Origin of the sequence: Micromonospora sp. NPDC051296 (genome assembly GCF_040682255.1) — a bacterium.
Classification (GTDB): Bacteria; Actinomycetota; Actinomycetes; order Mycobacteriales; family Micromonosporaceae; genus Micromonospora; species Micromonospora craterilacus.
Genome location: NZ_JBFBAO010000308.1, coordinates 1 through 8,769 on the forward strand (window position 1 = coordinate 1; position 8,769 = coordinate 8,769).

10 protein-coding genes are annotated in these 8,769 nt (G+C 70.8%); 4 read left to right on the plus strand and 6 right to left on the minus strand.

Annotation, left to right across the window (positions count from 1 at the left end; genetic code table 11):
- Positions 1-126 precede the first annotated feature (126 nt).
- The 5 genes from AB0M52_RS25920 to AB0M52_RS25940 all read right to left on the minus strand — a co-directional run bounded on the left by AB0M52_RS25920 (position 127) and on the right by AB0M52_RS25940 (position 3,899).
- Complete coding sequence (locus AB0M52_RS25920; protein ID WP_363958677.1) at positions 127-1,479, minus strand: ABC transporter substrate-binding protein; 1,353 nt, start codon at positions 1,477-1,479, stop codon at positions 127-129.
- A gap of 414 nt (positions 1,480-1,893) precedes the next feature.
- Positions 1,894-2,037, minus strand: a complete 144-nt coding sequence (locus AB0M52_RS25925) for a GPGG-motif small membrane protein (RefSeq protein WP_199523832.1) — start codon at positions 2,035-2,037, stop codon at positions 1,894-1,896.
- Entirely contained in the window at positions 2,028-2,804 is a 777-nt protein-coding gene (locus AB0M52_RS25930) for a metallophosphoesterase (RefSeq protein WP_363958680.1), read from the minus strand. The genes AB0M52_RS25925 and AB0M52_RS25930 overlap by 10 nt, the downstream gene beginning before the upstream one ends.
- A gap of 10 nt (positions 2,805-2,814) precedes the next feature.
- Positions 2,815-3,024 (minus strand): hypothetical protein, encoded by a 210-nt coding sequence (locus AB0M52_RS25935; RefSeq protein WP_233513777.1) that lies wholly within the window; start codon positions 3,022-3,024, stop codon positions 2,815-2,817.
- Between the two features lie 62 nt (positions 3,025-3,086).
- Positions 3,087-3,899: a nucleotidyltransferase gene (locus AB0M52_RS25940; protein ID WP_363958683.1), complete on the minus strand. Its 813-nt coding sequence runs from the start codon at positions 3,897-3,899 to the stop codon at positions 3,087-3,089.
- Here AB0M52_RS25940 and AB0M52_RS25945 point away from each other — a divergent pair.
- A complete protein-coding gene (locus AB0M52_RS25945; protein ID WP_363958686.1) occupies positions 3,835-4,560 on the plus strand; it encodes a thymidylate kinase in 726 nt (241 codons plus the stop codon). The two genes, AB0M52_RS25940 and AB0M52_RS25945, sit on opposite strands and share 65 nt — an antisense overlap.
- Before the next feature lie 19 nt (positions 4,561-4,579).
- Here AB0M52_RS25945 and AB0M52_RS25950 read toward each other — a convergent pair whose 3' ends face one another.
- On the minus strand, positions 4,580-5,275 hold the full coding sequence (locus AB0M52_RS25950) for an SDR family NAD(P)-dependent oxidoreductase (RefSeq protein WP_363958689.1): 696 nt from the start codon (positions 5,273-5,275) through the stop codon (positions 4,580-4,582).
- Positions 5,276-5,468: 193 nt separating this feature from the next.
- Between AB0M52_RS25950 and AB0M52_RS25955 the strand changes: the two genes are divergently transcribed.
- The 3 genes from AB0M52_RS25955 to AB0M52_RS25965 all read left to right on the plus strand — a co-directional run bounded on the left by AB0M52_RS25955 (position 5,469) and on the right by AB0M52_RS25965 (position 8,745).
- Positions 5,469-6,383, plus strand: coding sequence for a MurR/RpiR family transcriptional regulator (locus AB0M52_RS25955; protein WP_363958693.1), 915 nt, complete (start codon positions 5,469-5,471; stop codon positions 6,381-6,383).
- Positions 6,380-7,333, plus strand: coding sequence for an N-acetylmuramic acid 6-phosphate etherase (locus tag AB0M52_RS25960; protein ID WP_363958696.1), 954 nt, complete (start codon positions 6,380-6,382; stop codon positions 7,331-7,333). The genes AB0M52_RS25955 and AB0M52_RS25960 overlap by 4 nt, the downstream gene beginning before the upstream one ends.
- Before the next feature lie 422 nt (positions 7,334-7,755).
- Positions 7,756-8,745 (plus strand): sigma-70 family RNA polymerase sigma factor, encoded by a 990-nt coding sequence (locus tag AB0M52_RS25965; protein ID WP_363958699.1) that lies wholly within the window; start codon positions 7,756-7,758, stop codon positions 8,743-8,745.
- Positions 8,746-8,769 lie beyond the last annotated feature (24 nt).

An 8,769-nucleotide genomic window follows, 5' to 3' on the forward strand; every position in this document is an offset into this window, starting at 1 on the left:
GGTTTGTTTATCTGTGTGCTTTTCCTACCTGGGGGCGCGGCTATTTCTATTAACAACACCCCCCCATGGGTTTCGCCCCCGCGGGGGGGGGCCGGCCCGCGATCGCGGACCGGCCCACCACTGGATTCACTTCCAGCTGCTCTCGATGCCCTGGAGGACGGTGGCAGTGTCCTTGCCGTTGATCCAGTCGACCATGCCCTTCCAGAAGGTCCCGGCGCCGACGGCGGCGGGCATCAGGTCGGAACCGTCGAACCGGAAGACCGAGCTGTCGTCCTGGAGGATCTCCACCGACAGCTTGTCGATCGGGTTGGCGACGTTGGCCAGGTCGACCTTCTTGTTCGCCGAGACCCAGTCGCCGATCTTCGCGCGGCTGTTGGCGTACTCACCCGAGGCGAGGTAGGTCTGCACCAGCTGCACCTCGGGACGGTCGGCGAAGCCCACCACGAACTCGCCGCCGCCCAGCACCGGCTTACCCTTGGCCGGGTCGATGGCCGGGAAGTAGAACGCGAAGACGTCGCCGTCCTCGGCCACCTTGGTGTTCTCCGGCCACTGGTTGGCGTAGAACGACGCCTGCCGGTGCAGCGCGCACTTGCCCTGCGTGATCGGCACGCCGGCCTCCTGGAAGGAGGTGGTGGCGATGCTGCGCACCCCGCCGAAGCCGCCGTTGACGTACTTCTCGTTCTTCAGGATGGTGCCGGCGCGGTCCAGCGCCTCGGCGACCTTGGGGTCGTTGAACGGGATGCCGTGCGAGGTCCACTGGTCGTAGACCTCGGGGGTCTGCGTCCGCAGCATGACGTCTTCGATCCAGTCGGTGGCCGGCCAGCCGGTGGCGTCACCGGACTCGATGCCGGCGCACCACGGCTTGATGCCGCTGCCCGCGATCGTGTCGCTGAGCTTGATCATGTCGTCCCAGGTGGTCGGGACGGTCCAGCCCTTCTCCTGGAACATCTTCGGCGAGTACCAGACGAACGACTTCACGTTCGAGCCGAGCGGCGCGCCGTAGAAGGTGCCGTTCACCGTGCTGTACTTCAGCCAGTCGGCGGAGTAGTTCTCCTCGGCCATCGCCTTGGTGTCGGCGCCGGCCGCCTTCAGCTGGCCCCGCTCGGCGAACCGCGCCAGCAGGCCGGGCTGGGGGATGAAGGCCAGATCGGGGGCGTTGCCGCCGTCGACCCGCACGGGCAGCTGGGCTTCGAACTCGCCGCTGCCCTCGTGGTTGATCGTGATGCCGGTGCAGTCCTCGAACTGCTTCCAGGACTGAGCGAGGCGGTCGGCCTCGATCTCCCGGATGGACGAGTAGATGGTCACCTTCTTGCCGTCGTGGCCCTGGTACTTCTCGTACGGGGCACACTCCGCAGAATCGGCATTGTTGTTGTTGCCGCTGTTGCTGTTGCTTCCGGTGCCGCACGCGGTGACGCCGAGCGCCAGTCCGAGCACGCCAGCGATCGCGAGGGCCTGGCGTGGCCTGGCAAAGACCGCCATGCCGTCCTCCTTCCTAGCCGGCGCTGGCCGGGTCGCATCCGGTTGACCTGGCGCCGGTCCGATGGGCGTTTTCACATGTAAGCGCTTGCATCCGGCGCGGTCCAGCCCCCGGACGGACACGGACAAGTAACAATCCGGAAACCTGGCCGGCGGCGGTTGGGCGCGCTCCCATCCGCCCATCGATCGATGGAGTTTTTCGCCAGGCTTGCTGCGACTGATGGAAGGATTACGGCATTGGCGGATCTGGATGGATGCTTCGTGGCCTCGCGGGGTTCAGGCGGCGCCGGACCAGGCCGGGTTACCGACGGCAAACGCCGGGGTCGCCGTGGCCGGTGGCTCCGGTCGGGAGGACGGAGTTCCGGTCACGACGACCCCGGCGGGTCCGGTGTGGGCGGCGCCCCGCGCCGCTCCGCGTCAATGGAAGATGCTGACACCACCCGGGCCGACCAGCAGCCCGACCACGATGAGGACGATGCCCCAGAGGATCTGCCGGCGGAACAGCGCGAGGATGCCGGAGACCACCAGTACGACTGCGAGAATCCAGAGAATCAGCTCCATGGTTGCTGAATACCCCCGGCCCCTACGCCGGAAACCTTGGGCTGATCAAGGTGGTCGCCCAGGTGGTACACGCTGTACGCCTGCTTGATCACCGGGTGGGCCACGTTGCGTACGCGGATTCCGGCGGGCGTGGTGCCCCGCTCGGAGCCGTGGTGCGCGTGCCCGTGCAGGGCCAGCGCGGTCGGTGCGGAGTCGATCGCCTGCCCCAGCTGGTAGCAGCCCAGGAACGGGTAGATCTCCAGCGGCTCCCCGGCGAGGGTGTCCGGTACCGGCGAGTAGTGCGTCAGCGCCACCAGCATGTCGCAGTCCAGCGACCGCAGTGCCTCGCCCAGCCGGTCGGCGCTCTCGGTCGTGGTGTGCACGAACGCCTTCATCTCCGGCTCGCCGAAGTCGCTGGCGCACCGGCCGGCGAAGCCGCCGCCGAAGCCCTTCACCCCGGCGACACCGAGCCGGCCGCCCACGCAGTCCAGCACCACGCCGTTGCCCTCCAGCACGATGATGCCCGCCTCCTCCAGCGCCCCGACCACCTGCGACACCTGGTCGCACTGGTGGTCGTGGTTGCCCAGCACGGCGATCACCGGCACGCCCAGCCCGCCGAACTCCCGCGCCACGCAGCGCGCCTCGTCCTCGGTGCCGTGCCGGGTGAGGTCGCCGGCGAGCAGCAGTACGTCGGCGGTGTCGGGCAGCTGCTCCAGAGCGGGCCGGAACCGGCCGACCACGTCCTCGTCCATATGCACGTCGCCCACGGCGGCGATGCGGATAGCCATCGAACCTCCCTCAGGGCAGTTGCTCGATCTCCGTGGGCGCCTGCGCGCGGATCACCCCGATGTCGGTGGTGATCGGCACGTCCGGGAAGCGCTCGGCCACCCGGCGCAGGATCTCCTCGCGCCGGTGCGCGCTCTCGACCTCGCCGGACAGCACGAGAGCGCGTTCCCGGCGGACCACGGTGATGCCCTGTTCGGCGACGGCTGGATCCTCGGTGAGCATCCGGTGGATCTCCGCCTCGACGTACTCGTCGGGTGGCCCGGTGCCGTAGTCGCGGTGCGTGGTCACGGTGTCCCCCTTCCGTCGGCCGTGCCGCAGTACGGCACGACGTCCAGCCGGTCCAGCAGCACCAGGAACGACTCGGCGTACGGCGAGTGCTGCGTGTCCTTGCGTACCCGTTCCCAGTCGATCTGCTCCCGCAGCGACCGGGCCAGCGGCAGTCCCCGCGCGAAGTCGCAGTAGTGCTGGGAGAAGCTGAGCAGTTTGTGCACCATCAGCTGGGTGGCCGAGAGCACCGGCATGTGGATGGCGTCGACCGGTCGCACCACCGTGTCGGCGAAGGTCTCCTCGGTCACCGGCGTCTCGATCGGCCGGTGGATCAGGTCCACCATCCGGCCGCCGTCGTAGACCTTGACCAGCCAGTCCTCCGGCGGCCGTTCGGCGGTGAACCCGGCCGACTCCAGTGCCGCCAGGGCGGCATCCACGTCCGGCTCCCGGATCAGGAAGTCGACGTCGTGCTCGCTGGAGTGCCCGCCGTGCGCGTACACCGCGAAGCTGCCACCGAGGGCGAACGGGATCTCGGACTGCTTGAGCACGGCGGCGACCTTCTTGAGGGTGTGTAGAAGAGTCTCGTCGTCGCGCTCGGCCATCTCGCGTCTCCCGTCGAGTCGTCGGGCTGCCACCGGTGGGATCCCCGATCGGTACCCGGCATTCCGGTCGTCCACACCTGCACGGCTCGCGGAAGGGTGTGAATGGTGATCAAAGGGTACGAAAAACGCAGGCTTCGTGCGTTGGTCGGATAACCTGTGCAGAGTGGCCAGATCGACGGGCGCCCGGTGCGGCACCGCCCGACTCCGCACCATAGCCCTGATCGGCATCGACGGATCGGGCAAGACCACCCAGGCGTACCGGCTCGCCGAGACACTCACCGCAGCCGGATATCCCGCCACCTATCACCGCAATGCCGGCGGGCGGCGCTGGCTCGGCCGGGCCGCGCACCGGCTCGGCCGGCCCGACGCCCAGGCGCTGGTCGGGCGGGACGGGATGCTCGTGCTGGAGTCCGTGCTGCGCTGGCTGGCTATCGCGATGGCGCTGCTCGGCGGCCTGCTCACCGGCCGGGTGGCCGTGATGGACCGGTACGCCGCCTGCCAGTACGCCAGCCTCCGCGGGCAGGGCGGACGGCGTTGGGAACGCCTCGTCCGGGCCGGCTACCGGCTCTTTCCGCGACCGCAGGTGACATTCCTGCTGGCCGTGGACCCGGCGGAGGCGTACCGGCGGATCGAGCGGCGCGGCACCGATCACGAGAGCCTGGACTACCTCACGGCCGCCGATCTCGCCTACCGGACGCTGCCGGAGTACCCGACGTTCGTGGTGATCGACGCGGACCGGCGGGCCGAGGACGTGGCCCGGGAGATCCAGGGTCACCTGGCCGGCTGGCTGGCCGCCGGGGACGGACCGGCCGGCCGCGGCCCGGTGCGCAGCGAGGCGCGCAGGCCGGGCCGGGCGTCAGGTCTGGTCCCGATTCAGGCCCGGCCGTAGCGCGGGTCGTCGCCGCGGTTCAGGCCCGGCCGTAGACCGGCACGGCGGCGCCGCTGGTCGGCGCCGACTCGTCGGAGGCCAGGAAACGGATCACCGACGCGATCTCGGCCGGGTCGACCCAGCGCGCGTGGTCGGCGTCGGGCATGGCGGCCCGGTTCGTCGGTGTGTCGATGACGCTCGGCAGCACGGTGTTGCAGCGCACCCCGGCCGACCGGTACTCCACCGCCACGGCGGCGGCGAAGCCGAGCACCGCGGCCTTCGCCGTCACGTAGCCGGCGACGCCCGGGAACGGCGCGACCGCCGCGCGGGCCGCGACGCAGACCACCGCCCCGCCTCCGGCGGCGACCAGGTGCGGCAGCGCCGCCCGGGTGACCAGGTGGGTGGGGCGGAGGTTGAGGGTGAGCATCCGGTCGAACTCTTCGACCGGGGTCTCGTGCACCAGCCCGGTGCTGGCGTACCCGCCGACGAGGTTGACCACGGCCCGTAGCGGCGCCTCGGGGTCACCGGCCGCCACCTCGGCCACCCGGGCCGCGTCCTGCGCGTCGGTCAGGTCCGCGACCAGCCGGACCGGCGGGTCGGCCCCTGGTCCGGGGGGCGGGGTCGGCGATCGGCGTTGCGGCGCGACCACCCGCCATCCGGCCGCGACGAACGCGGCGGTGACCGCCGCCCCGAGCCCGCCCGTGCTCCCGGTGACCAGCACACTGCGATCCGCCATGACCTCACGCTAGTGCCGCCGTCCGGTCGGTCCCGACCCGGCCCCACCCGACGGGCGGACCCGACCCGGCGGGGGAGGCGGCGGGGTGGGCCGGGTGGCAGGCTGTACGCACCGTGACCGGCAGTCGCCGGTACGTTCGTCGGAGCGCGTGGCATGGTTGACGCTCCCGGGCTCATGAAAGTAAGTTTCATCCGTGGCGAAGAGTCCGAAGATTTCCGCGAGTCACGAGCCGGGTGGGTTGATCGTCCACATCAGCGGCCTGCTCCCGTCGCTGTCGCCGGCCGAGCAGCGGGTCGCCCGGCTGGTCGTCGCCGACCCCGCCGACGCGGCCCGCCGGACCATCACCGACCTCGCCACGGCCGCCGAGACGTCCGAGGCGACCGTGATCCGGTTCTGCCGGTCGGTCGGCATGGACGGCTACCCACAGCTGCGGATCCGGCTCGCCGCCGAGGCGGCCCGACGGGTCGAGCCGCCGGACGCCCGGGTGGTCGGCGGCGACATCCCGCCCGGCGCCGACCTGGCCCAGATCATCGCGACCATCGCCTTCAACGACGCGCGGGCGGTGGAGGAGACGGCCGAGCAGCTCGATCCGGCGGTCTGCGAACGGGTGGTGGACGCGATCGTCGGCGCCGGCCGGATCGACATCTACGGCGCGGGCGCAAGCGGCTTCGTGGCCTCGGACTTCCAGCAGAAGCTGCACCGGATCGGCCGCACCGCGTTCTACTTCCCCGACGTGCACACCGCGCTGACCTCGGCGGCCCTGCTGGGTCGGGGCGACGTCGCCATCGGCATCTCGCACACCGGCACCACCTCCGACGTCGTCGAGGTGCTGGAGCAGGCGCGGGGCCGGGGGGCGACCACGGTGGTGCTGACCAACTTCCCGCGCTCACCGGTCACCGACGTCGCCGACCACGTGCTCACCACGGCGGCCCGGGAGACCACGTACCGTTCCGGGGCGACGGCCAGCCGGCTCGCCCAGCTCACCGTGGTCGACTGCCTGTTCGTCGGGGTGGCCGCCCGCAACCGCCCCCGGGCCCGCAAGGCGCTGGAGGCGACCGCCGAGGCGGTCCGGTCCCACCGGATCGGCTCCGCGCGGAGGCGGGCATGACCGCCGGTGCCGTGGAGCCGGACGAGGCGGCCGCACCGGCGGCCCGGCCGACGATCCGGGTCGGCGCGCCGACCGAGCGGCGCAACCCGCACAGCGTCGACCTGGATCTGATGTCCACCCGCGACGTGCTGACCGTGATCAACGAGGCGGACCGTCGGGCGCCGGCCGCGGTGGCCGCGGTCCTGGACGAGATCGTGGAGTCGGTCGACCTGGCGGTCACCGCGCTGCAAGGCGGGCGCCGGGTGCACTACTTCGGCGCCGGCACCTCGGGGCGGCTGGGCGTGCTCGACGCCGCCGAACTGGCGCCCACGTTCAACTCGCCGCGGCACTGGTTCTGTGCCCATCTCGCCGGCGGTCCGGACGCGATGTGGCGAGCCGTGGAGGACGCCGAGGACGACGAATCCCGGGGCGCGGCCGAGGCGGCCGACTGCGTGGACGCGGGCGACCTGGTGATGGGACTCACCGCGAGCGGGCGTACCCCGTACGTCCTCGGGGCGCTCGCCGCGTCCCGGGTGAAGGGCGCCTCGACGGTGCTGCTCTGCGCGAACCCGGAGGCGCCGGCCGCCCGCGCCGTGGAGGTCTTCATCGGGGTGGACACCGGGCCGGAGGTGGTGGCCGGGTCGACCCGGATGAAGGCGGGTACGGCCCAGAAACTCGTGCTGAACAGCTTCTCCACGGCGGTCATGGTGCGCCTGGGTCGGGTCTACTCGAACCTCATGATCGATATGGTGGCCACCAACGCGAAGCTCCGGGGACGAATGATCTCGATCCTGGTCGAGGCGACCGGTTGTTCCGAGGAGATCGCCCGTCGCGCGCTGGACGAGGCCGACGGTGACCTGAAGACCGCCCTGGTCAGCCTCGTCTCCGGGGTGGCAACGGCGGCCGCGCGGGCGGCCCTGGCCCGTTCCGCCGACCAGGTACGCGGCGCACTCGCCCTGCTCGCGTCCTGATCCCGACAGCGCCCGCAGCCCGTTCGCCGGGGCGGGCATAGGACCGGGGCACGGATTGTTCATCAGGGCGTGGGGTATTACCACCGGCGTGGATGAACCAACTGGTCCGCGTATGCGTATCTGGCAGTGACCAGGATCGCAGCACGGTGGTGACCCGGGTCGCTGTGCCTGTCGGCCGGGCAGTGTTGCCATGGACCGGGACGGACGGCGATCCGTCGATCCGTCGACCTCACGGGGTGCCTGCGGGCGACCAGCCAGGCAGGGTGCTGACAGCAAACATGGACCGTGCTCTCAGCTGATTATCAGGCATTCGTGACACTTTCGACCCACGACATGGAATCCCCGACACGTCTCATCTGTTGTGTAGATGTCCGCACCGATGGGCACAGCGGAGGTACGGGGAAGGGCTGATAGTCGTGGGGATGGCAAGGAACCGGGCAACCGGCGCGAGCGAGGGGACCGTGGGCAACGTGGACAAGAACATCGGGATGCGAACCGACGAGGTTGCCGAGGAGCGCGACCTGGTCGGAGTCTACCTGCACGAGATCTCCCGGACGCCACTGCTGGACGCCGCCAAGGAGGTCGATCTCTCCAAGGCCATCGAGGCGGGCCTCTACGCCGAGCACCTGCTCGGTGAGGACCGGGTACCGGACGGCGCCACCCAGGACGAACTGGCCCGGGTGGTCGCCGAGGGCGAGCGGGCCAAGGACCTGTTCATCCGGGCCAACCTACGACTGGTGGTGTCGATCGCCCGACGTTACGTCCGCTCGGGGATGCCCATGCTGGATCTGATCCAGGAGGGCAACACCGGTCTGGTCCGGGCGGTCGAGAAGTTCGACTACGAGCGGGGCTACAAGTTCTCCACCTACGCGACCTGGTGGATCCGCCAGGCGATCAGCCGGGCCATCGCCCAGCAGGAGCGCACCGTGCGGCTGCCGGTGCACCTGGTGGAGGACGTCAACCGGATGCGCAACGTAGCCCGCCAGCTCACCCGCGAGCTGGGCAGCGACCCGGAGCCGGAGCAGATCGCGGCGGCCCTCGGCGTGACTGTCGAGCGGGTCAACGAGCTGGTCCGCTGGTCGCAGGACACCGTGTCGTTGGACACGCCGGTCGGCGACGACGGCGACACCAACCTCGGTGACCTGGTCGCCGACAGCGACGCCCCGTCGCCGGAGGAGATCGTCCTGACCGGGCTGGAGCGGCAGCGGATCGAGGGGCTGCTCAACCACCTGGACGACCGCTCCGCCGGCATCATGCGGGCCCGCTACGGGCTCGAGGACGGTCGGGAGCACTCGCTGACCGAGGTGGCCTCGCGGTTCTCGCTGTCCCGCGAGCGGATCCGGCAGCTGGAGATCCAGGCGCTCGGCCGGCTCCGTGAGCTGGCCCGTGCGGAGGGTCTCCAGGCGGCCTGAGCTGGTAGTAATGACGAGGAACGG